Source organism: Pseudomonas sp. 273, from assembly GCF_029201425.1.
Taxonomy (GTDB): domain Bacteria; phylum Pseudomonadota; class Gammaproteobacteria; order Pseudomonadales; family Pseudomonadaceae; genus Pseudomonas; species Pseudomonas delhiensis.
Map to the genome: position 1 here is coordinate 140,782 of NZ_CP116775.1, position 25,621 is coordinate 166,402.

At 68.7% G+C, this 25,621-nt stretch carries 24 protein-coding genes; 14 read left to right on the top strand and 10 right to left on the bottom strand.

Going from position 1 to position 25,621, the window contains the following annotated elements:
* The first annotated feature begins 228 nt into the window (after positions 1 to 228).
* The 5 genes from PKO50_RS00670 to PKO50_RS00690 are packed head-to-tail and all read left to right on the top strand — an operon-like array spanning position 229 to position 6,372.
* Positions 229 to 3,060, top strand: coding sequence for a xanthine dehydrogenase family protein molybdopterin-binding subunit (locus PKO50_RS00670; protein ID WP_275628530.1), 2,832 nt, complete (start codon positions 229 to 231; stop codon positions 3,058 to 3,060).
* Positions 3,053 to 3,586 (top strand): (2Fe-2S)-binding protein, encoded by a 534-nt coding sequence (locus PKO50_RS00675; protein WP_089390167.1) that lies wholly within the window; start codon positions 3,053 to 3,055, stop codon positions 3,584 to 3,586. Before PKO50_RS00670 ends, PKO50_RS00675 begins: the two co-directional genes overlap by 8 nt.
* A gap of 2 nt (positions 3,587 to 3,588) precedes the next feature.
* A complete protein-coding gene (locus tag PKO50_RS00680; RefSeq protein WP_275628531.1) occupies positions 3,589 to 4,830 on the top strand; it encodes a cytochrome c in 1,242 nt (413 codons plus the stop codon).
* Position 4,831: 1 nt separating this feature from the next.
* Positions 4,832 to 5,800 (top strand): XdhC family protein, encoded by a 969-nt coding sequence (locus PKO50_RS00685; RefSeq protein WP_275628532.1) that lies wholly within the window; start codon positions 4,832 to 4,834, stop codon positions 5,798 to 5,800.
* Entirely contained in the window at positions 5,797 to 6,372 is a 576-nt protein-coding gene (locus tag PKO50_RS00690) for a nucleotidyltransferase family protein (protein ID WP_275628533.1), read from the top strand. Before PKO50_RS00685 ends, PKO50_RS00690 begins: the two co-directional genes overlap by 4 nt.
* A gap of 541 nt (positions 6,373 to 6,913) precedes the next feature.
* On the opposite strand, the gene PKO50_RS00695 is transcribed toward PKO50_RS00690, so the two are convergent.
* From PKO50_RS00695 to PKO50_RS00705, 3 genes are all read right to left on the bottom strand, one after another.
* A complete protein-coding gene (locus tag PKO50_RS00695) occupies positions 6,914 to 7,324 on the bottom strand; it encodes a type II toxin-antitoxin system VapC family toxin (RefSeq protein ID WP_275628534.1) in 411 nt (136 codons plus the stop codon).
* Complete coding sequence (locus tag PKO50_RS00700) at positions 7,321 to 7,581, bottom strand: AbrB/MazE/SpoVT family DNA-binding domain-containing protein (RefSeq protein WP_089390172.1); 261 nt, start codon at positions 7,579 to 7,581, stop codon at positions 7,321 to 7,323. Before PKO50_RS00700 ends, PKO50_RS00695 begins: the two co-directional genes overlap by 4 nt.
* Positions 7,582 to 7,665: 84 nt before the next feature.
* Positions 7,666 to 8,790 (bottom strand): class I SAM-dependent methyltransferase, encoded by a 1,125-nt coding sequence (locus tag PKO50_RS00705; protein WP_275628535.1) that lies wholly within the window; start codon positions 8,788 to 8,790, stop codon positions 7,666 to 7,668.
* Positions 8,791 to 8,917: 127 nt separating this feature from the next.
* Here PKO50_RS00705 and PKO50_RS00710 point away from each other — a divergent pair, with 127 nt between their 5' ends.
* Both PKO50_RS00710 and PKO50_RS00715 read left to right on the top strand, forming a co-directional pair.
* Complete coding sequence (locus PKO50_RS00710; RefSeq protein ID WP_089390174.1) at positions 8,918 to 9,694, top strand: ferredoxin--NADP reductase; 777 nt, start codon at positions 8,918 to 8,920, stop codon at positions 9,692 to 9,694.
* Positions 9,695 to 9,882: 188 nt separating this feature from the next.
* Positions 9,883 to 11,436 (top strand): TerC family protein, encoded by a 1,554-nt coding sequence (locus PKO50_RS00715; RefSeq protein ID WP_275628536.1) that lies wholly within the window; start codon positions 9,883 to 9,885, stop codon positions 11,434 to 11,436.
* Positions 11,437 to 11,454: 18 nt separating this feature from the next.
* Here PKO50_RS00715 and mscL read toward each other — a convergent pair whose 3' ends face one another.
* Positions 11,455 to 11,868, bottom strand: coding sequence for a large-conductance mechanosensitive channel protein MscL (gene mscL / locus PKO50_RS00720; protein WP_089390176.1), 414 nt, complete (start codon positions 11,866 to 11,868; stop codon positions 11,455 to 11,457).
* Positions 11,869 to 12,058: 190 nt separating this feature from the next.
* Between mscL and PKO50_RS00725 the strand changes: the two genes are divergently transcribed.
* The 3 genes from PKO50_RS00725 (at position 12,059) to radA (ending at position 14,081) form a co-directional block, all read left to right on the top strand.
* Positions 12,059 to 12,301 carry a YdcH family protein gene (locus PKO50_RS00725; RefSeq protein ID WP_089390177.1) on the top strand — a complete coding sequence of 81 codons (243 nt, stop codon included), beginning with the start codon at positions 12,059 to 12,061 and terminating at the stop codon, positions 12,299 to 12,301.
* A 77-nt stretch (positions 12,302 to 12,378) separates the two neighbouring features.
* Positions 12,379 to 12,621, top strand: coding sequence for a hypothetical protein (locus PKO50_RS00730; RefSeq protein ID WP_089390178.1), 243 nt, complete (start codon positions 12,379 to 12,381; stop codon positions 12,619 to 12,621).
* A 95-nt stretch (positions 12,622 to 12,716) separates the two neighbouring features.
* Positions 12,717 to 14,081, top strand: a complete 1,365-nt coding sequence (gene radA / locus PKO50_RS00735; protein ID WP_089390179.1) for a DNA repair protein RadA — start codon at positions 12,717 to 12,719, stop codon at positions 14,079 to 14,081.
* A 466-nt stretch (positions 14,082 to 14,547) separates the two neighbouring features.
* On the opposite strand, the gene PKO50_RS00740 is transcribed toward radA, so the two are convergent.
* The gene (locus tag PKO50_RS00740) at positions 14,548 to 14,919 is read right to left on the bottom strand and encodes a PilZ domain-containing protein (protein WP_275628537.1); all 372 of its coding nucleotides are present in this window, start codon (positions 14,917 to 14,919) and stop codon (positions 14,548 to 14,550) included.
* 146 nt (positions 14,920 to 15,065) lie between these two features.
* Between PKO50_RS00740 and PKO50_RS00745 the strand changes: the two genes are divergently transcribed.
* From PKO50_RS00745 to yjiA, 4 genes are all read left to right on the top strand, one after another.
* The gene (locus tag PKO50_RS00745) at positions 15,066 to 15,572 is read left to right on the top strand and encodes a DUF3015 domain-containing protein (RefSeq protein WP_275628538.1); all 507 of its coding nucleotides are present in this window, start codon (positions 15,066 to 15,068) and stop codon (positions 15,570 to 15,572) included.
* A gap of 199 nt (positions 15,573 to 15,771) precedes the next feature.
* Positions 15,772 to 17,838, top strand: coding sequence for a carbon starvation CstA family protein (locus PKO50_RS00750; protein WP_275628539.1), 2,067 nt, complete (start codon positions 15,772 to 15,774; stop codon positions 17,836 to 17,838).
* A gap of 15 nt (positions 17,839 to 17,853) precedes the next feature.
* A complete protein-coding gene (locus PKO50_RS00755) occupies positions 17,854 to 18,057 on the top strand; it encodes a YbdD/YjiX family protein (protein WP_089390183.1) in 204 nt (67 codons plus the stop codon).
* 73 nt (positions 18,058 to 18,130) lie between these two features.
* Complete coding sequence (gene yjiA / locus PKO50_RS00760; protein ID WP_275628540.1) at positions 18,131 to 19,120, top strand: GTPase; 990 nt, start codon at positions 18,131 to 18,133, stop codon at positions 19,118 to 19,120.
* Between the two features lie 404 nt (positions 19,121 to 19,524).
* Here the strand turns inward: yjiA and PKO50_RS00765 are convergent, their stop codons facing one another.
* From PKO50_RS00765 to PKO50_RS00785, 5 genes are all read right to left on the bottom strand, one after another.
* Positions 19,525 to 21,012, bottom strand: a complete 1,488-nt coding sequence (locus tag PKO50_RS00765) for an amino acid permease (RefSeq protein ID WP_109934023.1) — start codon at positions 21,010 to 21,012, stop codon at positions 19,525 to 19,527.
* A 352-nt stretch (positions 21,013 to 21,364) separates the two neighbouring features.
* Positions 21,365 to 22,108, bottom strand: a complete 744-nt coding sequence (locus tag PKO50_RS00770; RefSeq protein ID WP_109934022.1) for a cache domain-containing protein — start codon at positions 22,106 to 22,108, stop codon at positions 21,365 to 21,367.
* 508 nt (positions 22,109 to 22,616) lie between these two features.
* A complete protein-coding gene (locus tag PKO50_RS00775) occupies positions 22,617 to 23,366 on the bottom strand; it encodes an FCD domain-containing protein (protein ID WP_275628541.1) in 750 nt (249 codons plus the stop codon).
* Positions 23,367 to 23,518: 152 nt separating this feature from the next.
* Positions 23,519 to 24,211, bottom strand: a complete 693-nt coding sequence (locus tag PKO50_RS00780) for an ABC transporter substrate-binding protein (RefSeq protein ID WP_275628542.1) — start codon at positions 24,209 to 24,211, stop codon at positions 23,519 to 23,521.
* Entirely contained in the window at positions 24,208 to 25,581 is a 1,374-nt protein-coding gene (locus PKO50_RS00785; protein ID WP_109934019.1) for a glutamine synthetase, read from the bottom strand. The genes PKO50_RS00780 and PKO50_RS00785 overlap by 4 nt, the downstream gene beginning before the upstream one ends.
* Between the last annotated feature and the right edge of the window lie 40 nt (positions 25,582 to 25,621).

Consider the following 25,621-nt stretch of genomic DNA (forward strand, 5'->3'; position numbering starts at 1 on the left):
ATTTTCCTTCAGACGAGTGGACGGCGCCGACGCATTCGGTTCGCTGACCGCCCTGCTTAACTTTTGCCTGAGGCGTGCGATTTGGGTAAAGTTGACGTATCGGTCAGGATTTTCCGTAGGACGACGCGGCTCGCAATGCCGTCGTCGCGCCGTTCCATGCCTCGGTTCCGCCGGTTCCAGAACTCCATAACGACATGGGCGGGTAGTGCACCGCCCAGAGGATGATCCATGTCCAACCGTGATATCTCCCGGCGCGCCTTCCTCCAGGGCGGTCTGATCGCCGGCGTGAGCGTCACCCTGGCGCCGCTGGGCAGCCGGGCTTTCGCTGCCTTGATGGAGAAGAGCGTGACGGTGCCGGCCGAGCAGTGGCTCGGCCACGACGGCAAGGTGCGCTTCCGCAACGACGCCATTTCCAAGGTCTGCGGCAACAAGGTGTTCGCCCGCGACATCCGCGCGAAAGACATGCCCGGCTGGCCGCAGCAGCAGGGCCACGCCATGCTGCTGAAGACGCTCAAGGCCGACCGCCTCTACGAAGGCTACGACCTCGCCTGGCTGGGCGACGACCTGCAGCCGGACCGCATCGTCACCGCCGACGACCTGGCGAAGGACGGCATCGCCTTCCCCGAGGCCCACGGGCCGGACCCGCTGCTGCCCACCGGCAAGGTGCCGATGTTTATCGGCCACCCGGTGGCGATCCTCATCTGGCACGACTTCGAGCGCTTCCGCCGGGCCAAGCTCAAGCTGAAGTTCAACGACAAAGCCATCCGCTACGGCGCCCAGGCGCCGCTGTACCAGGGCGACCCCTACGGCAGCTTCCGCTACGTGCGGGTGGGCGGGAAGACCTCGGCCGACGAGGACGAGTTCTCCAGCCTCAAGGCCTCGATCCTGTTCCCGCTGATCCGCAACCGCAAGCCGGTGTGGGACCAGCAGCCCAGCCAGCACGGCAACCTCACCGAGCAGGGCCTGTTCTACGCGCAGAAGATCAAGGACCAGGTCGACAACCCGCCGGCCGACTGGCTGGTCTTCGACGAGCGCTACAGGACGCCGTCCATTGAACCCGCGGCCCTGGAGCCGGACAACGGCAACGGCTGGTACGACCCGGCCAGCAAGACCCTGCACTTCGTGGTCGCCACCCAGTGCCCGTTCGAGGCCGCCTACGAGACGGTGCACATGATCGCGCCGTCGCGCTTCGGCCTGGCCACGCTGAACATCCACCCCGGCTACACCGTCGGCTACGGCTCCAAGGACCACAACATCTTCGTCTTCTACGCGGCCCTGGCGGCGCTGTACGGCGAAGGCGTGCCGGTGCGCCTGGCCAACGACCGCTACGAGCAGTTCCAGAGCGGCATCAAGCGCCACGCCTTCGACATCCGCTACCAACTGGCGGTGGACAAGAAGGACCTGGGCTTCCGCATCTTCCGCGCCGAGATGAGCCTGGACGGCGGCGGCCGCGCCAACTACAGCGCCTCGGTGGCCGCCGTGGGCGCCACCGCCGCGCAGTCCATCTACTACATGCCGCAGAGCGACCTGCAGGCCACCGCCTACCATTCGCGCGGCGTCGAGGCCGGCTCCATGCGCGGCTACGGCACCCTGCAGAGCATGGCTTCCACCGAGATGATGGTGGACGAGATAGCCGGGCGCCTGGGCGTCGACCCCATCGAGCTGCGCCGGCGCAACGCCCTGGTCTCGGGCATGAAGAACACCCAGGGCGCAGTGCCCGCCGGCGCCCTGCGCCTGCACGAGATCCTCGACAAGGTCGCCGCCCACGAGGTGTGGAAGAACCGCGCCGAGCGCAAGCAGCAGTTCGACGCGCAGGACCCGGACAACTGGTACGGCGTCGGCTTCGCCATCTGCCAGAAGGACTTCGGCACCGGCTCCGAGGCGCCCATGGCCAGCCTGGAGTTCGATGCCGAGGGGCGCATCCAGCTGCGCCACATCGGCATCGAGATCGGCACCGGCATGTCCACCTCCCAGGCCCTGGTCGCCGCCGACTTCCTCGGCCGCCCGGCGGACGAAGTGAAGACCGCCGAGACGCAGTGGCCGGAGCTGCAGCTGGTCAGCGGCGAAGACCCCTACACCATGAGCCAGGCCACCCAGGACGAGAAGCTGCGCAACCCGCGCTGGGTGGGCAAGTACGCCTCGGCGTCCTCGGCCACCAACTCGGCCTACTACTTCAGCCACGCCACCCGCGAGGCGGCGCGCGTGCTGTTCAACCACGGCCTGTGGCCGGCGGCCCTGGAAATCTGGCGCCAGGGCCCCTACGGCGGCCAGGCCAACCCCTACGTGGTGCGCCGCGAAGACGCCCACTGGGTGAACGGCGAACTCACCGCCAACGGCATGCAGCCGCTGCCCTTCGCCGTGCTGGCCAGGCGCGCCCACGAGCGCGGCCTGGTCACCGGCGCCACGGTGCACGCCTTCAACCGCTGGAGCTGGGCCGAGTGCGAGTTCAGCATCGACGGCGTAAGCGAGCGCCTGCCGCTGGACGGCCTGGCGGTGAAGTACGGCGACGGCGCGCCCCAGGCGAAGAAGGCGCAGATGACCAGCGCCGGCTTCCACCTGCTGGAGCGCAGCAACGTGAACTATCCGCCGGTGCAGCTGAACAACGCCGCGGTCACCTACTACAGCCCGGTGGCCACCCTGGTGGAGCTGAAGGTCAACAAGGGCAGCCACGAGGTGCAGGTGCTCAACCACCACTCCTGGGTCGAGTGCGGCCGGGTGCTGGTGCCGGAGCTGGTCAAGGGCCAGATCGAAGGCGGCACGGCCATGGGCCTGGGGCACGCGCTGCTGGAGGAAATGCCGCTGCACGAGGGCGGCCCGGCCGAGGGCGACTGGAACTTCAACCGCTACCGCCTGCCGCGCGCCAAGGACGTGGCGGTGTGGCAGCAGACCTCGGAGATCCTCCCGCCGCTGTCGCCCAGCGACCCGTCCAAGGGCATCGCCGAAGTGGTGATGATCCCCATCGCCGGCGCCGTGGGCAACGCCATCGCCCACGCCATCGGCAAGCGCGTCCGCGACCTGCCCGCCACCCCCGCCCGCATCAAGGAGGCCCTCGATGGCTAAGCTCCAGCTGACCCTCAACGGTCAAGGCGTCGGCCCGGTAGAGGTCCCCGAAGACCTGCCGATGATCGACTACCTGCACGAATACCAGAACCTCACCGGCTCGCGCCTGGGCTGCGGCCAGGGCATCTGCCACGCCTGCGTGGTGATCGTCGACAACCCCGACGGCACCAGCGAGGAAGTGCGCACCTGCATCACCGGCGCCAACTGGTTCGACGGCAAGCAGGTGCGCACCATCGAAGGCCACGCCAAGCGCGATGCGCAAGGCCAGGTGAGCGAGCTCAACCCGATCCAGCAGAAGTTCGTCGAGCGCTTCGCCTTCCAGTGCAGCTACTGCGCGCCGGGCTTCGTCAACGCCGCCACCGTGCTGGTGGAAAAGGCCCAGCGCCAGCCGCTGAAGAAGAGCGAGCTGGAGTCGGTGATCGAGGCCAGCCTGGGCCACCACATCTGCCGCTGCACCGGCTATGTGCGCTACTACAACGCTACCGCGGAGGTCCTCGCCGACCTCGGCCTGGTCAAGGAGGGCTGAGCATGGCTCGATCGCTAACCGGCCTGCTGCTGGCCGCCGGGCTGGGCCTGGCCGCCGGCGCCCAGGCCGCCGACGCCGACCTGGTCAAGCGCGGCGAATACCTGGCCCGCGCCGCCGACTGCATGGCCTGCCACACCGCCGCCGGCGGGGCGCCTTTCGCCGGCGGCCTGCCGATCGCCTCGCCGTTTGGCACCATCTACGGCAGCAACATCACCCCGGACAAGGACTATGGCATCGGCAACTACAGCGCCGACGACTTCTTCGCCGCCCTCACCGAGGGCAAGCGCAAGGACGGCGCCAACCTCTACCCGGCGATGCCCTACACCTCGTACCACCTGATCAGGCGCGAGGATTCCGACGCCATCCACGCCTACCTGATGACCATCGAGCCGGTGCACCGCGCCGCGCCCGAGACCGCGCTGAGCTTCCCGTTCAACGTGCGCGCCGGGCTGTCCGGCTGGAACCTGCTGTACGGCAAGAGCGTCCAGCTGCAGGGTGCCGAGGGCCGGAGCGAGGCCTGGCAGCGCGGCCAGTACCTGGTGGAAGTGCTCGGCCACTGCGGCGAGTGCCACACCCCGCGCAACGCCATCGGCGCCTTGCAGCAGGACAAGCGCCTGTCCGGCGCCCTGCTCAACGGCTACCTGGCGCCCAGCCTGTTGCCCGGGGACCTGGCCGCGCGCGGCTGGAACCACGCCGACCTGTCGGCCTTCCTCGAACACGGCATGAGCGCCCAGGGCAGCATGTTCAACGAGATGTTCCCGGTGCTGCACCACAGCACCCAGCACCTGGACAGCGGCGACCTGCAGGCCATGGCCAGCTACCTGCTGGGCGACCAGCCGCCGGCGGCCAGGGTGGTGCAGGCGGTGGCTTATCCACAGCTCTCCGCCAGCGCCAAGCGCGGCCGCCAGCAGTACCTGAACGTCTGCGCCGGCTGCCACGGCACCGAGGGCGAGGGCAAGCCGCACATCGCCGTGGCCATGCAGGGCAACACCACCCTGCGCCTGGCCGACTCGCGCAACCTGCTGCGGGTGATAGTCGACGGCATCGGCGAACAGCAGTTCGGCGGCTACGAGCGCATGCAGCCGATGCCCGGCTTCGCGGATAAACTGGATGACGCGCAACTCACCGATCTGCTCAACTACCTGCGCCAGAGCTGGGGCGGCCTGCCCGGCGACCTCGACGCCCAGGCGGTCGCGCGACTGAAGTCCGATGGCGTGCCGGCCCATGCCGGCAAGGCGATGTGAAGTGCAACATCTCGATCTGCAAGTGGTTCGCCAGGCGCTGCGCTGGTCCGGCGAGGGCCAGCGCGTCTGGCTCTGCACCGTGCTCTTCACCTACGGCTCGGCGCCCCGCGCGCCGGGCTCGCTGCTGGCGGTGAACCCGCGCGGGCAATGGGTGGGCTCGCTGTCCGGCGGCTGCGTCGAGGATGACTTCCTCGAACGCGTGGCCAGCGGCGAGTTCGCCGAGCCGGTGAAGGTGGTGCGCTACGGCGATGGCGACGCGCGCAGCAACATCCGCCTGCCCTGCGGCGGCATCCTCGACGTGCTGGTGGAGAACCTGGCGCCGGACTGCGAGGTGCAGGCGCACCTGCGCGAGCTGGAGTCGGCGCTGCTCGGCCAGCGCCGCCTGCTGCGCCGGGTGGACCTGGCCAGCGGCGCGCGCCGCCTGAACGACGACCATGAGCATGGCCCTCGGGTGGAGCGCGACGAAGGCGAAGTGCAACTGCGCGTCGGCGCCGCCCAGCGCCTGCTGCTGGCCGGCTATTCCAGCGTGGCCCATGCCTGCGCCGAGTTCGGCAAGGGCCTGGGCTTCGAAGTGATCCTCTGCGATCCGCGCGACGAGGCGCTGGATGGCGTGGAGCTGGACGGCATCGAGGTCCGCCGCGAACTGCCGTCGATCTTCATCGCCAACGGCGGCTGCCACGCCGACACGGCGGTGGTGGCGCTGACCCACGACCCGAAGATCGACGACCTGGCGATGCTCGAAGCGGTGCGCACCGAGGCCTTCTACATCGGCGTGATGGGCTCGCGCACCACCTCGGCCCGGCGCAGGGAGCGCCTGCAGCGCGTCGGCGGCCTGGGCGAGCGCGAACTGGCGCGCATCCACGCGCCCATCGGCCTCAATCTGGGCAGCAAGACGCCGGCGGAAATCGCCCTGGCGGTGCTCGCCGACATCCTCCGCACCCGCAGCGGCATCGCCCGCGAGAGCCTGTGAGCACCGTCGCCCTGCTGCTGGCCGCCGGCTGCGGCCACCGCTTCGGCGCCGACAAGCGCCAGGCGCGCCTGGCCGACGGCCGCGGCCTGCTGGCGGCGAGCCTGGCCAATGCCCGCGAGGCGTTCGACGAAGTGCTGGTGGTGCTGCGCCCGGAAGACGACGCGGCCGCGCTCGGCGTGCCTGTGGATATCGCCACCGTGCGCTGCGCGGAAGCGGCGGCCGGCATGGGCCACAGCCTGGCCGCCGGCGTCGCCGCACTGGCTGACAACCCGGCCACCAGCGTGGCGATCCTGCTCGCCGACATGCCCTGGATAGCGCCGCAGACCTTGCGGCGCCTGGCCGCCGAGGCCGACGAGCGACGTATCGTCTTCCCCCTGCACCAAGGTCAGCGCGGCCATCCGGTCCTCTTCGGCCGCGCCTTCTGGCCGGAGCTCCGCGCCCTGCAAGGCGACGAAGGCGCCCGCGCGGTGCTGCAAGCCCACCGCGAGGCCTGGCACCCCGTGGAAGTGGACGACCCGGGCGTGCTGCGCGACGTGGACACCCCCGCAGCCCTGAACGACGCCCGACTGTAGGGCGGATAACGCCACAGGCGTTATCCGCCGTCGTTGGCAGGCCTTGGCGCATTGGCCAACGGCGGATAACCGCGAACGGTTATTCGCCCTACGCCCAGGGTAGGCATGGCGTAGGGCGAATAACGCTCCGCGTTATCCGCCGTCTGACCTGCCGTAGGGACCGCCGGAGCCTGCGGCTATCGCGGACGGAGTCCGCTCCTGCAGGTTGGCTCCGAACCTCCCGGCGCTGCCGAACAGCCCCCTCTCCCGCTTGCGGGAGAGGGTTGGGGAGAGGGCGCGGAATCAACCCGACGCACAGCTGCCGCCGGGGAGCTCCGTTCGCGAGCAAGCTCGCTCCTACACCGGAATGGCGGAGCGGCTCTCATCCGCGAATCGCGCCGATACGTCCGGCTATCGCGGACAAGGTCCGCACGGAGAGGAATACCGTGCTTCCCGCTAACTTGTAGGAGCGGGCCCTGCCCGCGATTCGCGCGCAGGGCGCGCTCCTACAGGGGAGCAGTGTGGCTGGGGCCGCGTAGGAGCGGACTCCGTCCGCGATGCCCTACTCGGCTGCCCAATCCTCCAGGCGCAGCCCGTCGATGCGTTCGAACTCGCGGGTGTTGTGCGTCACCAGGGTCGCCTCCAGTGCCAGGGCGTGGCAGGCGATCCACAGGCCGTTGGCGCCGATCGGCGTGCCGGCCAGCTTGAGGCGGGTGAATTGCGCCGCGTAGTGCTCGCACAGGCGCGGGGTGCCGTCGTAGACCACCGGCACCTGGCGCGTCAGGCGCTCCAGCTGGCGCAGGACCTCGCCGCGCCGGGTGCTGCGCTCGGCGCCCTTGAGCAGCTCGGCGTAGGTGATGAAGGACATGCATAGCCCGGCGTCGGCGGGCAGGGCGTTGACCCGTCGGGCCACGGATTCCGGGCGGTTCTTCAGCAGGTAGATGAGGATGTTGGTGTCGAGCAGGTATTTCACAGCTCTTCACGCTCCTGCACCGGCGGCTGCTCGCGCTGGCCTTCCTCCAGGGCCTCGACGAAGTCCTCATCGAAGCCGGCGAGCGCCTGCAGCAGGGCCTCGCCGCGGTCCTCGGGCAGCGGGTGGATGACCAGGTCGCCGTTGGGCTGGCGGTGGATCTCCACGCGGCTGGCATCCAGGCGGAACTCCTGGGGGATGCGCACCGCCTGGCTGTTGCCATTCATGAAGACGCGGCTGGGAAGCGTCGATGTGGACATGCAATGGGCCTCCCTGTGTAACGTGTGTACAGGTATGTGTGTATCTTGCGCCCGCCAGTCACTGCAAGGCAATGTCCGCCCGTCTCACTTGCTGGCCTTGAGCACCACGAACTTCGGGTTCGCCGCCACCTGCTCGACGCCGCGGAACAGGCGCTTGAGCTTGGCGTGGTAGCCCAGGTGGCGGTTGCCGACTATCCACAGCTGGCCGCCGGCGACCAGGGCGTGGCGGGCTTGCTGGAACATGCGCCAGGCGAGGAAGTCGCCGACCACCTGCTGCTGGTGGAAGGGCGGGTTGCACAGCACCAGGTCCAGCGAGTTTTCCGGCTGCCCGGCCAGGCCGTCGGCGGCGTGGAACTCCGCTTCGCGCTCGCCCAGGGCGGCGCGCCAGTTCTCGCGGGCCGACTGCACGGCCATGAAGGACTCGTCCACCAGGGTGTAGCGGGCCTCCGGGTTGGCCAGGGCGCTGGCGATGGCGAGCACGCCGTTGCCGCAGCCCAGGTCCGCCACCCGTGCCCGGCCCAGGCCCCGCGGCAGGTGCGGGAGGAAGGCGCGGGTGCCGATGTCCAGGCCTTCGCGGCAGAACACGTTGGCGTGGTTGAGCAGTTCCAGCTTCGGCTGGTCCAGGGTGTAGCGGGTGGGGTAGGGCGAGGCGGCCGGCGCTTTGTCCACAGGCGTGGCGAACAGCAGCCGGGCCTTCTTCTCCGCCAGCGAGGCCTGCACCGGGCCGACGTATTTCTCCAGCAGGTCGCCGGCGGCGCGCGGCAGGTGCTTGACCATGGCCCCGGCGATCACCCGGGCGCCCGGCGCCAGGCGGCCGTGCAGGCGGATCAGCTGTTCCTCCAGCAGGGCGAGGGTCTTGGGCACCCGCAGCAGCACCAGGTCGAAGGGCCCGGCCGGGGTTTCGCTGGCCGGGACGAAGTCCACGGCGTCTTCCGCCAGGCCGTTGCGCGCCAGGTTCTTGCCCAGGGCCAGGGCGGCGAGGAAGGAGTCGCCGCTGCTGGTCACCCGCGCATGGCCGGCCAGGCCCGCGGCCAGGGCGCCGAAGGCGTCGTTGAGCACCAGCACCCGGCAGCCTGCGGCCAGGCCGTCGGCGGCCACCTGGCGCAGCAGGTATTCGTCGGCGGCGTCGAAGGCCTGCAGCGGGTCGTTGCGTTGCTCCGGCTGGCGGATCAGGTCGAGTTCGGCGAAGGGCGTCTGGAGGGTCGGCATGGGCATCGTTTTTTGTTGCGTCAGGTCAGGCCGGCCGGGGTTTCCGGCAAAGGCCCTGATATCTGACGGTGTTTCTCGGTGTTGCGATGGGAGAAACTGTAGGCAGAGATTGGATCGGGAGCGGAGTATGACCGCCAGCGAAGAGAAGTTCACCCGTCAGACGCTGCTCGACGTGCAGACGCTGACCCCCAGCCTGTTCACCCTGCGCACCACCCGCGACGCGGGCTTTCGCTTCCGCGCCGGGCAGTTCGCCCGCCTGGGCGTGTACAAGCCCAGCGGCAGCATCGTCTGGCGCGCCTATTCGATGGTCTCGGCGCCCCACGACGAGCACCTGGAGTTCTTCTCCATCGTGGTCCCGGGCGGCGAGTTCACCAGTGAGCTGAGCCGCCTGCGCGAGGGCGACCAGCTGCTGGTCGACCGCCAGGCCTTCGGCTTCCTCACCCTCGACCGCTTCCCCGACGGCCGCGACCTCTGGCTGCTGGCCACCGGCACTGGGCTTGCGCCCTTCCTGTCGATCCTCCAGGACTTCGAGGTGTGGGAGCGCTTCGAGACCATCAAGCTGGTCTACAGCGCCCGCGAGGAAAAGGAGCTGGCCTACCGCGAGCTGATCGCCGGCCTGGCCCGCCGCGACTACCTGGCCGAGCACGCCCACAAGCTGCAGTTCATCCCGGTGGTCACCCGCGAGCAGGTGCCCGGCTGCCTGGGCGCGCGCCTCACCACCCTGATCGAGAACGGCGAGCTGGAGCGCGCCGCGGGCCTTGAGCTGTCCCCCGAGCATTCGCGGGTGATGCTCTGCGGCAACCCGCAGATGATCGAGGACACCCGCGCAGTGCTGAAGACCCGCGGCATGAGCCTGGCGCTGACGCGCAAGCCCGGGCAGATCGCCGTGGAGAACTACTGGTAGGCAAGATTTGGAAAAGATTGCCCGCTTAAGCGGCGGGCGTCTTTGCCCTTAGGATGGCCGTCCATTCATAGCCCCTGGAACCCCATGGACTGCCACACGAGCGAGCCGCCCCCGGCGGCCGACGACCTTTTCGCCAGCATCTTCCCCCATACCCTCGCCGCGCCCCTGCGCGCGCCCGGGAGCTGACCATGGAGTGGCTCCTGGACCCTACGGCCTGGCTCGGCCTGCTCACCCTGATCCTGCTGGAGCTGGTGCTGGGCATCGACAACCTGGTGTTCATCGCCATCCTCGCCGACAAGCTGCCGCCGCAGCTGCGCGACCGCGCCCGGCTGATCGGCCTGTCGCTGGCGCTGCTGATGCGCCTGGGCCTGCTGGCCAGCATCTCCTGGCTGGTGACCCTCACCGAACCACTGTTCGAGGTCTTCGGCAAGGCCTTCTCCGGGCGTGACCTGATCATGCTGTTCGGCGGCCTGTTCCTGCTGTTCAAGGCCACCATGGAGCTGCACGAGCGCCTCGAGGGCCGCGTGCACAAGGCTGGCGGCCCGCGGGTCTACGCCGCGTTCTGGCCGGTGGTGGCGCAGATCGTGGTGCTCGACGCGGTGTTCTCCCTGGACGCGGTGATCACCGCCGTGGGCATGGTCGAACAGCTGGAAGTGATGATGATCGCCGTGGTCTTCTCCATGCTCCTGATGATGGTCGCCAGCAGGCCGCTGACGCGCTTCGTCAACGCCCACCCCACGGTGATCATGCTGTGCCTGGGCTTCCTCATGATGATCGGCTTCAGCCTCACCGCCGAGGGCCTGGGCTTCCACATCCCGAAGGGCTACCTGTACGCCGCCATCGGCTTCTCGATCCTCATCGAGCTGGCCAACCAGGCGGTGCGCTGGCGCCGCCGGCGCAGCCTGCAGGGCCGCCGCGGCCCGCGCGAGCGCACGCGCTACGCGGTGCTGCGCCTGCTGGGCGGCAAGGTGGAGGCCGACGAGGTGGGCGAGGAGATCGCCGACATGCTGGGCGAGGAGCCGGCCGACGCGCCCTTCGACCGCCGCGAGCGGGTGCTCATCAGCGGCGTGCTGGAGCTGGCCGAACGCTCCATCCGCACGGTGATGACCGAGCGCACCGAGGTGCACCGCATCGACCTCGACGCCGGCGCCGAGCAGACCCGCCAGGTGCTGCTGGAATCGCCCTTCTCGCGCCTGCTGGTGATCCGCGCCGGCCAGGTGGACGAGCCGCTGGGCTACGTGCACAAGAAGGAACTGCTCAAGGCCATCCTCGCCGGCCGCCAGCCGGACATCGAGCCCCTGCTGCGGGTGCCGCTGAACCTGCCGGACAGCTGCAGCGTGCTCGGCGCCCTGGAGCAGATGCGCCAGGCCTCGACCCACGTGGCCTTCGTGGTCAACGAGTTCGGTGGCTTCGAGGGCCTGCTGACGCTGACCGACATTCTCCAGGCGATCGCCGGGGAGCTGCCGGACGCCAGCGAGATGGCCGGCCCGGACATCGAGAAGGGCAGCGACGGCTGGCGCGTGCGCGGTGCCACCACCCTGGCGCTGCTGGCCGAGCGCATCGGCTTCCGCGGCCAGGCGCCGGAGGATTGCCGCACCCTGGGCGGCCTGGCGCTGCACCTGCTGGACCGCCTGCCGGCGGCGGGGGACGAACTGGAGCACCGCGGCTGGCGCCTGCGGGTGCTGGAGGTGAAGGAGCGGCGCGTCGAGCGCCTGCTGCTGCAACCGCCGCGCGCCGCCTGACGGCGCGCGGGGCCGGGCTCAGCTGCGGTTCTGCTGGTTCTTCAGCAGGTCGCGGATCTCGGTCAGCAGCACTTCCTCGGGCGTCGGCGCCGGCGGCGTCTCGGGGGCGGCGGCTTCTTCGCGCTTGAGGCGGTTGATGGCCTTCACGCCCATGAAGATGGCGAAGGCCACGATCAGGAAGTCCAGGCAGGTCTGGATGAACTTGCCATAGGCCAGCACCACCGCCGGGACGTCGCCCTCGGCGGCCTTGAGGGTGATGGCCAGGTCGGAGAAGTCGACCCCGCCGATCAGCAGGCCGATCGGCGGCATGATCACGTCGCCCACGAAGGACGAGACGATCTTGCCGAAGGCGGCCCCGATGATGATACCGACGGCCATGTCGACCACGTTGCCCTTGACGGCAAAGGCCTTGAACTCGCTGAGCAGACTCATGCAAAGACTCCTTGTTGGGAAGAGGGGACAGGGGGGAGTTTAGCGGTCGCGCCCGCGTTGAACACTACCCCCGCGCCGCCATGGACCGCCGCCTGCGCAAAAGTTCCGGCATGACCGGCGGCGCTGGGCGAAATTCGGGGGTGGTCTAGGCTGAAGGAAATCATCCACCCCACGCAGAAGGAGGACCGCCATGCCGCTCGAGCACCATCCCCTGGCACGTGAGTTTCCCGATCAGCGCGCCAAGATCGCCAGGCTCATCGGCGAGAACAGCCATTTCACCCGCCTGGCCGGCACCTACGAGGAACTGGACCGGCGCATCTACGACATCGAGGACGGCCGCGAGCCGCTGGATGACCTGGCACTGAACAACCTGAAGCTGCAGCGCGTCGCCCTGAAGGACGAGATCGCCGAACTGCTGCAGCGTTCAAGCTGAGCTTGATCGACATCAAGGGAGCTCGCCGAGGTCGGGCGTAGTCTTCGGACAACTTTTTCTACTGCTGGTGATCCGCCATGCGTAAAGAGCCGCGTCCCCTGGCCAAGTCCGTCCGCAAACAGGCCAAGACCCCCTTCGACCCGCGCCGGGCGCAGGAGCGCCTGGTGCGCCTGAAGCTGCAGTACGAGCTGCTGGACCAGCGCATCAGCCGGGTGGAGGAGGGCATCGAGCGCCCCGATGGCACCCTGGCCGCGCTGATCATGCGCCGCGAAGGCCTGCGCTACGACATGGAGAGCCAGTACCGCCTGCTGGCGGGCTGATTCCCCGGCCGCACCCGTCGGCCATTGCCGCGCCGGGCTGAAGCGCCCGGCGCGAACCGCTATGATGCGGGCTTTGTTTCCGACGGAGTCCGCCCATGGCCAAGGCCAAGCGCATGTACGGCTGCACCGAGTGCGGCGCCACCTTCCCCAAATGGGCCGGGCAGTGCGCCGACTGCGGCGCCTGGAACACCCTGGTGGAAACCGTGGTGGAGGGCGCTTCCTCCGCGTCTTCCGGGCGCGGCGGCTGGGCCGGGCAGCAGGCCAACATCAAGACCCTGGCGGAAGTCAGCGTCGAGGAGATGCCGCGCTTCAGCACCGCCTCCAACGAGCTCGACCGCGTCCTGGGCGGCGGCCTGGTTGATGGCTCGGTGGTGCTGATCGGCGGCGACCCGGGCATCGGCAAGTCGACCATCCTCCTGCAGACCCTGTGCAGCATCGCCAGCCGCATGCCGGCGCTCTACGTCACCGGCGAGGAGTCGCAGCAGCAGGTGGCCATGCGCGCGCGGCGCCTGGGCCTGCCGGAAGACCGGCTCAAGGTCATGACCGAGACCTGCATCGAGAGCATCATCGCCACCGCTCGCCACGAGCAGCCCAAGGTGATGGTGATCGATTCCATCCAGACCATCTTCACCGAGCAGCTGCAATCGGCCCCCGGCGGCGTCGCCCAGGTGCGCGAGAGCGCCGCGCTGCTGGTGCGCTTCGCCAAGCAGAGCGGCACGGCGATCTTCCTGGTCGGTCACGTCACCAAGGAAGGCGCCCTGGCAGGCCCGCGGGTGCTGGAGCACATGGTCGACACCGTGCTGTATTTCGAGGGCGAGTCCGACGGCCGCCTGCGCCTGCTGCGGGCGGTGAAGAACCGCTTCGGCGCGGTCAACGAGCTGGGCGTGTTCGCCATGACCGACCGCGGCCTGAAGGAAGTCTCCAACCCCTCGGCGATCTTCCTCACCCGCGCCCAGGAGTCAGTGCCCGGCAGCGTGGTCATGGCCACCTGGGAGGGCTCGCGGCCGATGCTGGTGGAGGTGCAGGCGCTGGTGGACACCAGTCACCTGGCCAACCCGCGGCGCGTCACCCTGGGCCTGGACCAGAACCGCCTGGCCATGCTGCTGGCGGTGCTGCACCGCCACGGCGGCATCCCCACCTACGACCAGGACGTGTTCCTCAACGTGGTGGGCGGGGTGAAGGTGCTGGAAACCGCGTCGGACCTGGCCTTGATGGCGGCGGTGATGTCCAGCCTGCGCAACCGCCCGCTGGATCATCAGTTGCTGGTGTTCGGCGAGGTCGGCCTGTCCGGCGAGGTGCGCCCGGTGCCCAGCGGCCAGGAGCGCCTGAAGGAAGCGGCCAAGCACGGCTTCAAGCGCGCCATCGTGCCCCAGGGCAACGCCCCCAAGGAGGCCCCGCCGGGCCTGCAGGTGATCCCGGTGACGCGCCTGGAGCAGGCGCTGGATGCGCTGTTCGAATAGACGGCGCCGAGGTGCTCTTCATAGGCGCGGGGGGACGCCTGGTTCTTGCTTGCGAATGAGCCCAGCAGCGGAATCTGTTCGCGAGCAAGCTCGCTCCTACGAAAAGCCGTGTCCGCGCCTACGGGGAGAATGGCACCCTGTAGGAGCGGGCCCTGCCCGCGAAATCGCGCGCAGGGCGCGCTCCTACAGGGGAATGGTGTAGTGGGGTGGCGTAGGAGCGGATCTCATCCGCGAATCGCGCCGGTGGTTCCGGCTATCGCGGGGCCTACGGGGGAGGAATGCCGTGCTACCCAGCGAACTGTAGGAGCGGGCCCTGCCCGCGATTTCGCGCGCAGGGCGCGCTCCTACATGGGAATGGTGTAGTGGGGCGGCGTAGGAGCGGATCTCATCCGCGAATCGCGCCAGTGGTTCCGGCTATCGCGGACAAGGTCCGCTCCTACGAGAAGCCATACCTGCCTGGGGCACCCTACGCCTGCTCCCCCAGCGCCGTCAGCTCGCGCTCCAGCAAGGTCGTGTCGCCCAGGTTGAGTTCCACCAGGCGGCGCAGGTGGCTGATGGAGTCCAGGTCGATGTGCCGGCAGATGAAGCCCAGCAGGCCCTCGCGTTCCCAGGCCAGGTCCGCCTCCATGTAGATGTTGGCGTCGAAGCCCAGGTAGATGCGGATGTCGAAGGGCTTGCCCGGGTTGCCGTTCCAGCCCGGCGGGCGCGCCACCAGCAGGCCCTGCAGGGAGATGTCGTGCAAGTCGGCCTTCCAGCGCTGGCCGTCCTGGCCGACTTCGGTGCCGGCATCGAAGGCGATGCGGCTGAAGCGCCGTCGTTCGGCGTGATCGTCACTCATGGGCGGGCTCTCCGGCCGTTCTGCGTTCGCCTCACTATAGCCAAGCCCCTGTCGCCCGTCGCTCCGCCGGCCGGCGGTTTGACAGCCGCCCGGGCCTCGCCAAAGCTGCTAGGGCGGTTCCCCATCAAACCAAGGCGGAGCGGAGCATGGACAAGAAGATTCTGGGAAAGGGGCTGATCCTCGGGGTTCTGGCGTCGGCGAGCCTGCTGGCCCAGGCCGATGACGCGAGCGACAAGGGCTGCGGCTGGGGCCAGTTGCTCTTCGAAGGCCAGCGCGGGCTGTTGCCGCACCTGCTGGCCACCACCACCAACGGCACCTCGGGCAACGCCACCTTCGGCCTGACCTCGGGCACCAACGGCTGCGATTCGAACGTACGCATCCGCTACGGCGGCCGCTCGGTCCTGGCCATGAACGGCATGCTCGACAGCATCGCCGAGGACATGGCCCGCGGCCATGGCGACGCGCTGGACGCCTACGCCACCCTGCTCGGCGTGCAGGCGCAGGACCGCGCCCACTTCGCCCAGGTCACCCGGCAGCACTTCGGCGAGATCTTCGCCAGCCAGGACGCCACCAGCGAACAGGTCTACGCCAACACCCTGGCGGTGATGCAGCGCGACGCCACCCTGGCGCGCTACGCCAGGCAGCCCGCCTGAGCCTCCCAGCCGCGCCGGCCCGCGCGCAAACCCTCGGCGCAGAGCGGTTTGCGCCGCGCGGGCCGCGACACCGCACCGCCCCTTTTCAGGCGGCAATATCGTTGCAACGGCTCTAGACTAAGGTCGTATAAATGACTCGCCGGAAAGGACTAGAATTTTTCCTGCGAATTCTCGCCCTTCAACAGTCGGAAGCATCGCCATGAACAATAACAACAGCCTGCTACGTCACATCGCCTGGGCGATAGTGGCGATAGTCGGAGCATGTGCCTTAGGAGTCGTGGCCCTTCGCCGCGGCGAAGCCATCAATGCCCTGTGGATCGTGGTAGCGGCGGTCGCCATCTACCTGGTCGCCTACCGCTACTACAGCCTGTTCATCGCCGAGAAGGTGATGCAACTGGACCCCAACCGAGCCACCCCCGCGGTGCTCCACAACGACGGCCTGGACTACGTCCCGACCAACAAGCACATCCTCTTCGGTCACCACTTCGCCGCCATCGCCGGCGCCGGCCCGCTGGTGGGCCCGGTGCTCGCCGCGCAGATGGGCTACCTGCCCGGCACCCTCTGGCTGATCGCCGGGGTGGTCCTGGCCGGCGCGGTGCAGGACTTCATGATCCTGTTCATCTCCAGCCGCCGCAACGGGCGCTCGCTGGGTGAACTGGTGCGCGAGGAAATGGGGCAGGTGGCGGGGACCATCGCCCTGTTCGGCGCCTTCCTGATCATGATCATCATCCTCGCGGTGCTCGCGCTGATCGTGGTGAAAGCCCTGGCGGAAAGCCCCTGGGGCATGTTCACGGTGATGGCCACCATCCCGATCGCGATCCTCATGGGCGTGTACATGCGCTACATCCGCCCGGGCCGCATCGGCGAGATCTCGGTGGTCGGCGTGGCCCTGCTGCTGGGCTCCATCTGGCTCGGCGGGCAGGTCGCGGCCAGTCCCGAGTGGGCGCCGGTGTTCACCTTCCACGGCGTGCAGATCGTCTGGATGCTGATCGGCTACGGCGCCATCGCCTCGGTACTGCCGGTGTGGTTGCTGCTGGCCCCGCGCGACTACCTGTCGACCTTCCTGAAGATCGGCACCATTGTCGCGCTGGCCATCGGCATCCTGATCGTCATGCCGGAGCTGAAGATGCCGGCCCTGACCCAGTTCACCGACGGCACCGGCCCGGTGTGGAAGGGCAGCCTGTTCCCCTTCCTGTTCATCACCATCGCCTGTGGCGCCGTGTCCGGCTTCCACGCGCTGATCTCCTCGGGCACCACGCCCAAGCTGCTCAACCGCGAGCCCGACGCCCGCTACATCGGCTATGGCGGCATGCTGATGGAATCCTTCGTGGCGATCATGGCCATGGTCGCCGCCTCGGTGATCGAGCCGGGCATCTACTTCGCCATGAACAGCCCGCCGGCGGTGGTCGGCACCGACGTCGCCGCGGTGGCCGCGACCGTCAGCAGCTGGGGCTTCGCCGTCACCCCGGAAATGCTCACCCAGACCGCCCAGGACATCGGTGAAACCACCATCCTGGCCCGCGCCGGTGGCGCCCCGACCCTGGCCGTGGGCATCGCCCACATCCTCCACCAAGTGCTGCCGGGCGAAAACACCATGGCCTTCTGGTACCACTTCGCGATCCTCTTCGAGGCGCTGTTCATCCTCACCGCGGTGGACGCCGGCACCCGCGCCGGGCGCTTCATGCTGCAGGACCTGCTGGGCAACTTCGTCCCGGCGCTGAAGAAGACCGACTCCTGGGGCGCCAACATCGTCGGCACCGGCGGCTGCGTGGCGCTGTGGGGCTGGCTGCTGTACCAGGGCGTGGTCGACCCGCTGGGCGGCATCAATACCCTGTGGCCGCTGTTCGGCATCTCCAACCAGATGCTCGCCGGCATCGCCCTGATGCTCGCCACCGTGGTGCTGATCAAGATGAAGCGCCAGCAGTACGTGTGGGTCACCGCGCTGCCGGCGGCCTGGCTGCTGATCTGCACCAGCGCCGCGGGCCTGATCAAGATCTTCGACGGCAACCCGGCGGTGGGCTTCGTCGCCCTGGCGCAGAAGTACGGCGCGGCGCTGGACGCCGGCCAGGTCCTGGCCCCGGCCAAGGACCTCGCCCAGGTCAAGACCGTGATGCTCAACGCCTACATCAACGCCGGCCTCACCGTGCTCTTCCTGCTGGTGGTGTTCAGCGTGCTGGTGTATTCCATCAAGGTCGGCGCCAAGGCCTGGACCAAGAAGGAGCGCACCGACAAGGAAGCGCCGTTCCAGCCCATTCCCGAGGCCTGAGGCAGGAGGTGACACGTGTTCAATGACCTCAGCCGCATGGGCAAGTACCTCGGGCAGGCCGCCAGGATGCTGGTGGGCATGCCCGACTACGACACCTATGTCGAGCACATGCGCAACAAGCACCCGGACAAGCCGGTGATGAGCTACGAGGAATTCTTCCGCGAACGCCAGGAGGCACGCTACGGCGGCGGCAAGGGTCGGCCGATCCGTTGCTGCTGAAGCCGCGGATGGGTGTATAAACGGACGGGCCGCCTGCGGGCGGCCCGTTTTCATTCCTGCCTGGAACCTGCCCATGAGTGATTCCCAACAACCCGCGCAGATCCCGGTGACCGTGCTCACCGGCTTCCTCGGCGCCGGCAAGACCACCCTGCTGCGCCACATCCTGCAGGCCGAGCACGGCCTGAAGATCGCGGTGATCGAGAACGAATTCAGCGACACCCCCATCGACGGCCAACTGCTGGGCGACGCCCCGGCGCAGGTCGTGACGCTGTCCAACGGCTGCGTCTGCTGCACCATCAACAACGACCTGGAGCGTTCGCTGTACCTGCTGCTGGAGCAGCGCGACAGCGGCGAGATCGCCTTCGACCGCCTGGTGATCGAATGCACGGGCCTGGCCGACCCGGCGCCGGTGGCGCAGACCTTCTTCGTCGACGAGACGCTGCGCGAGCGCTACCTGCTCGATGGCATCATCACCCTGGTGGACGCCGCCAACGCCGACCGTCACCTGCAGGAAGCCATCGCCCAGGCCCAGGTCGGCTTCGGCGACCGCATCCTGGTGAGCAAGCGCGACCTGGTCAGCGCCGAGCAGTACCAGGCCCTGGCCGAGCGCCTGCAGCGCATCAACCGCCGCGCCGAGCTGCACCCGGTGGACCACGGGGTGATCGACCTCGAGCGCCTGCTCGACGTGCGCGGCTTCAACCTCAACGCCGACGTCGGCCTGCGCCCGCTGCAGCCGCTGCGCCCGGTGACGGCCAGCGACGACCGCATCCGCACCCTGGTGCTGCGCAGCGACAAGGCGCTGAGCATCGAGCGCCTGAGCGAGTTCATGGACGACCTGCTGCAATGGCACGGCAACTCGCTGCTGCGCTACAAGGGCGTGCTGAACATCGCGGGCGAGGAACGCCGCCTGGTGTTCCAGGGCGTGCTGCGCCTGTACGGCTTCGACTGGGACACGCCCTGGGGCGAGGACGCGCGCGAGAGCGTGATCGTGTTCATCGGCGACAACCTGCCGGAGGAGCAGATCCGCCAGGGGTTCGAGGCGATCACCGGCGCCGCACCGTAGGGCGAATAACCGTTCGCGGTTATCCGCCGCCCGGCCGGAACACCGGTGCTCGGGGACAACGGCGGATAACGCTGTAGGCGTTATGCGCCCTACGTCGCTGCTCTTGTAGGCGCGAGCTTGCTCGCGAAGGGTGTTTACCTTTGGCGTAGGTGCGTTGGGTGTGGGCTCCGCTCCCTCTCCCTAACCCTCTCCCTGAAGGGAGAGGGGACCGTTCGGCGTGCCCGGGTGTTCAGGCGTTAGCCGGAAGCGCCGTTGCTTCAGGAGTACACGGGACTACCCGTTGGCACGAATAGCCCCCTCTCCCTTCAGGGAGAGGGCTGGGGAGAGGGCGCTCTTCAGCTCCTCACCCTCCTCAAAAAGAAACGCCCGGCATTCACCGGGCGCTCTCCTTCAACTATCCAGCCTCAGTGCCGCGCCAGTTTCCAGGCATCCCCGGCCGGGGCGGTGCCCTTGTCGTAGGGCTTGAACACCGTCATGTACACCAGCCCCACGGCGATCACGATGGCGCCCACCAGGATGATCCCGTAGTTGATGTACCAGGGCGCGTCCGGCGTGCGCGGCCAGGACATGTTGATGATCGCCAGCAGGCCGTAGGCCTGGGCGGCGATGTTCACCGGCCAGCCCCACTTGCCCAGGGTGAAGGCGCCGCTGGGCTTCCAGCCGCGCAGGCGGGCGAACAGGGCGGCGCCGACGATCATCTGGAAGGCCAGGTAGATGCCGATGGCGGCGAAGCTGACCACGGTGCCGATGGCGTTCTGCAGGTAGAAGCCGATGCACACGATGATCGACGGGATCACCCCGCATACCACCAGGGCGGCGGTGGGCACGTGGGTGTTGGGCGACAGGCGCTGCAGCAGGCGGCTGCCCATGACCATCTCGTCACGGGCGTAGGAGTACAGCAGTCGGCTGGCGGCGGCCTGCAGGCTGAGCACGCAGGAGACGAACGACACCAGGATCACCAGCATCACCAGGCGCGCGCCGAGCGGGCCGAAGGCGCCGTCGAAGATGGTGGTCATCGGGTCCTTGTCGGCGCCGGAGATCACCGCGCCTATGTCCGGCACCGCGAGGATCAGCGCCAGGGCGGCGAACATCGAGGCGCCACCGCCGATCCAGATGGTCATGCGCATGGCCTTGGGAATGCGCCGGCTGGGGTTCGGGGTTTCCTCGGCGACGTCGCCGCAGGCCTCGAAGCCGTAGTAGAGGAACATGCCGGCCAGGGAGGCGGTGAGGAACGCCGGCCAGTAGGCGCCGTCGATGCGGATGTCGAAGGTGTTGAACAGCACCGATATCGGCTGGTGGCGTTCGAAGACCAGCAGGTAGCCGCCGATGACGATGGCGCCGATCAGCTCGCAGAGGAAGCCGAACATGGCCACCCGTGCCAGCAGCTTGGTGCCGCTGAGGTTGAGCAGGGTGGCGACCAGGGTCAGGCCCAGGCCGATCAGGGTGTTGGTCGCCGGGTCGGCCTCGAAGCCGAGCAGCGTGGCGACGTAGGGGCCGGCGCCCAGGGCCACCGCGGCGATGGTCACGCACAGCGACACCGAGTAGATCCAGCCGACCATCCAGGCCCAGCGCTTGCCCACCAGGCGCCGGGCCCAGGGGTACACGCCGCCGGAGATCGGGAACTGCGAGACCACCTCGCAGAAGATCAGGCACACCAGCATCTGCCCCAGGCCCACCAGCAGGTACGACCAGAACATCGGCGGCCCGCCCGCGGCCAGGCACAGGCCGAAGATGCTGTACACGCCGACCACCGGCGAAAGGTAGGTGAAGCCCAGGGCGAAGTTCTGCCACAGGCTCATGCTGCGTTCGAAGTTGGAGGAATAGCCCAGCGCGCGGAGCTGTTCCGCGTCGCGGTCGACCGGGGCGAGACCGGGTTGGATCGGACTGTTCATCGTTATTGTTCCTGTATGGCTATGCACGTCGGCATTGAACAGATGGATCGGGACTGGGAGCCCGCTGCCCACGGCGCGTGGCAGCAGCGGTGAAAACCGGGGCGGCCGGGCCGGGGTAACAGCGGCGGCCGCCTGCGTGGAGCAAGCACAGCCTATGCCATATTACATATGATTTAAAATGTTTTATTGCGCTCTCTTCTCTGGAAGGTGGGAAGGCTGGAGCTAGAGCGGTGGGCTCCTGGGCGCTATGGCCCGGGTGACGGGGCCGCCAGGGCAGTTCAGCGCCCTGGCGGGGGACGAAAATGGGGCGGAGTAACGCCGCACTGCTCCCATAAGGAGCACCGCCGGGGGCTCAGGCCGCGCGGTGGCGCTTCTCCGGCAACTGCACCAGGGTCCAGTGCGCGGACTGCTCGGCCAGGTTGGCGCGCTGGCAGCGGGCGTCGGTGGCCAGCCCCAGGCTGGCTATCTCGCCGGCGATGAAGTTGGCGGTGTTGGCCGCCACCACCCGGCCCTCGCCGCTGAGGATCAGCGCCTCGTGCTCCAGGCGCATGAGCTTGGCGGTGACCACCCGCTCGAAGCGGTTCAGCGCGATGTCCGCGGCGGCCACGCCGAGGAAGCGCCCTTCCAGCAGCAGCGGGCGGGAGAAGGTGAGGATGTACATGTCCTGGCCGTAGAGGTCGACGTAGGGGCCGACCACGCTGCTGCGCCCGCTGTCGCGGGGGATGGCGAACCAGGGCATGGCGCAGTAGTCGTAGAAGTTCTCGCTGCGCCGGTTGAAGTTCAGGCTCAGCGGCACGCTGCGCCCGCCGGCGCCCAGCTGCCGCCACTCCAGGTACATTTCCTGGTCGCGCAGCACGCCCGGCTGCAGCACCACGCCACAGCCCTGCAGGCAGGCGCCGGGCTGCGTCAGGCAGCCTTCGATCAGCGGCCGCAGGCTGGCCAGGTCGGCGGAGTCGACGGGCCTGCCGTCGGCATCGCGCCAGATGCTGTCGATGGCGTTGGCCAGGGTGTCGATCTGGGCAAAGATGTTACCGATCGATACGTCGATGCGCTGGGCGCACTCGTCCAACGGGGTTTCACACACTGCGCTCGCCATGGCCTGGAGTCTCTTGTTCTAAGGGGAAGCGGACCTCTGGCGGATAAAAATCCTAAATAAGAGGTTTGCACGGGAAAAACAGGGCAAGGGTTGTGCCAACGCGGCTTCGGCTGCTTCTTGTAGGAGCGAGCTTGCTCGCGAACAAGCCCCGCAGCGGAATCTGTTCGCGAGCAAGCTCGCTCCTACGAAGAGCCGAAGAGCGTTTCGGTGCTACGGGAAGACGGAGCACCGCGGCCCGGGAACAATGGCGGATAACGCCGTAGGCGTTATGCGCCCTACGCGGAGTTCAAGGCGTGGGATGGTGATGGGAGCGCTTGTGGACCTGTAGGACCTTGTCCGCGATTCGCGCGCAGGGCGCGCTCCTACAAGGGAATGCCCGGGGGTGGCGTAGGGCGAATAACCGTTCGCGGTTATCCGCCGTCGGCCGATGCACCGGTGCCCGGGGCTGCGGCGCATAACGCCGTAGGCGTTATGCGCCCTACGGGTATGGGGAACGCCGTTGGGGTGGCTAGGGCTCTTCCTGGGCCAGCAGCTCCAGCTTCATGTCGATCAGGCGCTTGATGCCGCGGTTGACGTGGGCCTCGACCATGGCGCCGGCCAGGTTCGGGTCGCCGGCGACTATCGCCTCGCGGATCGCCGTGTGTTCCTGCTGGATGGTTTCCACACTGGGGGCGCCGGGCACCGGCAGCCAGAGCAGTTCGCCGATCTCCGCCTGCAGGCGGATTTCCGCGTGGGTGAGGCGCACCGACTGCGAGGCCACGGCGATCTCGATGTGGAAGCGCGCGTCGGCGCGGCGGCGTTCGTGGCGGGTGGCGGCCTTGCCCAGGGCTTCGATGTACTGCGCCAGGTGCTGGTGGTGCTCGCGGGAGGCGCGCCGGGCGGCCAGGCGCGCGGCGGTGCCGGAAATGGCGATGTGTTCGTCGCAGAGGTCGCGCAGGTCGATGGTGCTCAGCTCGTCGAGGCGGCTCAAGACGATCTCGGCGGGGATTTCCTCGATGGCGCGGATGAAGCTGCCGCCGTTGCGCCCGCGGCGGGTCTCGATGACGCCGCGCTGGCGCAGGTAGGCCAGGGCTTCGCGGAGGGTCACGGTGGCGACGCCGAACTGCATGGCCAGCTCGGTCTCGCTGGGCAGTTGCTGGCCCTCGGCGAACAGGCCGAGGTCGATGGCGTCCATCAGCCGGCGCACGACCTCTTCGGTGCGGCCTTCCTGGCGCAGGCGGATGAACGGGCCGGGAGCGGTGGGTGAGGATCCATTCATGCTGCGGTACGGCCGCGGCGTGGAGGGCGCGCCGGAGCCAGAACTCCTGTAAGGGCCGGAAGGGGTGAAGGGCTGGCGCAGTATAACCTCATACTCAGAGTTCAATGTAGAAAGCGGCCGCCCCACGGGGCGGCCGTTTGCCGCGGTATGTTTCAGAAGGGATAGGCGAGGCTCGGCATCCAGCGCTGCCAGATGCGTTGCAGCTCGCCGTCGGCCTTCAGCGCCGCCAGGGCGCTGTCCACCTCGTCCAGCCACTGCCCCTGGCCGCGCTTCACGGCGATGCCCCAGCGATTGTGGGTGGGCACGCTGAAGCCGATGGCCAGGTCAGGCTCCTCGGCCAGCGGCACCAGCGCCACGTCGTCGTCCACCAGGGCGTCGATGCGGCCGTCGCGCAGGGCCTGGACCATGTCGCCGAGCACGTCGTCGGTGTCACCGCCGAAGGGCACGGTGACGCAGCCTTCGAAGGTTTCCGCCAGGGCCATGTTGAGGCTGTTGGCGATCGCCCCGACGCGCTTGCCGACCAGGTCCGCCGGGCTGCGCACCAGGCTGCCGCGCAGCACCATCACCGCCTCGTCGAACACCGCGTAGGGCGCGGTGAAGTCGGCGAGGGTCAGGCGGTAGTTGGAGATGCCCTGGCCGCACAGCAGCAGGTCGCCGTCGCCGGCCTGCAGCGCCGGGTAGAAGTCCGCCCAGTTGCGGTAGACGAACTGCGCCTCGCGGCCCAGGCGCGCGGCCAGGGCGCGGGCGACGTCGGACTCGTAGCCGTGGCGGTAGCCCTCGGCGTCCTTGTGGAACAGCGGCGGGGCCGGCAGGTCGGCGCAGAGAACGCGCAATACGCCGCTCATGGCAGGTAGTCCATGTACATCTTGGCTTCCCACTCGGTGACCACCGAGCAGTAGCGCGCCCACTCGTCGGCCTTCAGGTCGCGGTACAGCTCGGCCATCGCCGGCGGCAGCGCGCCGCGCACCACGGCGTCTTCGTCGAAGGCCTGCACGGCTTCGCCGAGGGTCATCGGCATGCGTACGTTCTCGCGGGCGGCGGGGATGCTGTCGCTGTTGTCCGGGGTGCCCGGGTCGGTGCGGTTGGCCAGGCCGTCGCGGATGCCGGCCAGCAGCAGGGTGTGCGACAGGTAGGGGTTCACGCTGGCGTCGGGCAGCTTGTATTCCAGGCGGCCGTTGGCCGACAGGCGCACGGTGCAGGTCTTGTTGTCCATGCCCCAGTTCAGGCGGTTGGGGGCGAACAGGCCGGCGTCCCAGAAGCGCTTGTAGGAGTTCACGGTGGAGGCCATCACCAGCATCGAGCCCGGGGCGTGGGCCAGCAGGCCGCCGAGGGCGTGGCGGCCGGTGTCGGTCAGGTGCAGTTCGCGGCGGCCGGCTTCGGCCAGCACGTTCTGCTCGCCGCGCCAGAGGCTGAAGTTGTGGTGGCAGCCGCTGCCCATGCTGCCGGTGGTGGGCTTGGGCATGAAGCTGGCGCGCACGCCGAACTCGTTGGCCACCTGGCGGCAGATCAGGCGATAGGTCACCAGGCGGTCGGCAGTGAGGTGGCAGTCGTCGAACATCCAGTTCAGCTCCAACTGGCCCGGGTCTTCATAGTCGCCCTCGATCATGTCCAGGCCCATGGCGCCGGCGTACTGCATCACGCGCTGGAAGATCGGCCGCATGGTCTCCAGGTTGCCCAGGTGGTAGGCCGGGCTGGCGCCGGGGCGCACCTTGACCTCCAGCTTGTCGCCGAACCAGGTCATCTCCGGCTCGCAGCCGGTCTTCAGGCTCAGCCCGGTGTCGGCGGTGAAGGCCTTGTGGCTGTCGATCAGCAGGCCGCGGGCGTCGGTGGCCAGCACCTGGCCGGCCACTTCCTGGCGGTGGTCGGGCTCGTACAGGCGGCAGAAGAAGCTGCCGATGGACTTGTCCCAGGGCAGCACGTTGAAGCTGCTCACGTCGGGGATGGCGGTGAACTCGGCGGCCTGGGCGCCGCCGCCGAGCAGCACGCCGGCGCGGGTGCTCTGCAGGTCGGAGAGCGCGGTGCGGTGGAACTGCACGCCCTTCTCCAGGTTGCGCAGCAGGTGCTTGGCCGGCACCACCTTGGCCAGCACGCGGCCGCTGAGGGTGACCACCTGGTAGTACAGGTACTCCACGCCGGCGTCGCGGATGCGCGCGGCGAGGTCCTGGGCGACGGCGGAGCTGGTGTTGTATTCCTTGTGTAGATCGAGCGCTGTCATTTCGGGGTTCTCCTCGGGCAGCGGCAGGCAAGGCACGCTG